Here is a 1044-nt window from a genome sequence, read left to right on the forward strand (position 1 = left end):
CATCTGCTTGCGCAACATGAAAGACGCGCCCGCGATCAGCCCCAGGAAGCCCAGCATCAGCGCCACGGGCAACGTTCGCCACCAGGGCTCGACCCGCTCGCGCGAAGTGAGCTCCAGCCACACCCCGGGCAAGGACGAGCCCAGGGCAACGCGGTACCAGGCCAGACTTTCATCGCGAGGGGTTTCGACCGTCGCAGCAATGATGTCGTCGCTTTGGTCAACCAGGCGGATGTCGTACTTGCTGGCCAACCACCAAGGCACCTTCTGCCTGAGCAGGGCCGCAGCCGAAAACCGCGCCACCAAAAGCCCGCCAGGGTGGTCGTTCACGCTGTGCAATGTCACCGACAGGTGCCCCGTCAAGCCCCCGTCGTCGCTCAACTGGCGCCGCGTGTCGCCCACGGCTGAAACATCATCGGGCTGGTGTGCCTGGATGCGCCCATCGGGTCCGATCCAGGTCACGCTCACCCAGAAACGCCGGATGCCATCGAGCAACACCGGGTGGCTGGCGAAAACCTCCGGCCGGAGGCGCCCGGAATCGATGATGTCGCCCAGGATGCGCAACTGAGCGAGCTCGCCATCGAGCCGACCGTTGATCTGCGCCTCCAGCGACAAGGCATCCGAGATCATTTCTTCGCGCTGCGACGTCAGGGCGGCCTGCTCCTGGCTGCGCAACCAGAACATGACGCCCACCACCACCAGCAGCGACAGGATCAGCGGCCAGGCCCAGAGCGTCTTGAGTGCACGCACAGGCGAGCCGAACAACCTCAGCCGGGGCTGGGGTGGCACGGACAAGGCCGGACGCGGAGGAACGCTGACAGGAGGGCTCACGAAACCAGGGGTAAACGAGTGCATGGACGTGCCTCAGTCTAGGCCTTGGATGCCAACAAACGCATCCGGAGGTCCGCGAATGTGGATCTCCACAATCCCGCACACAGACCGGGGTGGAAAACAATTTCCCCATCACACAACGGAGACCCGACATGCGCTCTCAACGTCCCGCCCAAGTCCTGCGTCGTGGCCTGCTGGCCCTGGCTGCCACCGCCG

The 1044-nt window shown here is 64.8% G+C and carries 1 protein-coding gene; it reads right to left on the minus strand.

What is annotated here, in order from left to right:
* A partial coding sequence (locus tag B2W70_RS15435) for a hypothetical protein (protein WP_286747004.1) occupies positions 1–792 on the minus strand: 792 nt, incomplete at its 3' end.
* Between the last annotated feature and the right edge of the window lie 252 nt (positions 793–1044).

Source organism: Aquabacterium sp. UBA2148 (assembly GCF_002328915.1).
Classification (GTDB): Bacteria; Pseudomonadota; Gammaproteobacteria; order Burkholderiales; family Burkholderiaceae_C; genus Aquabacterium; species Aquabacterium parvum.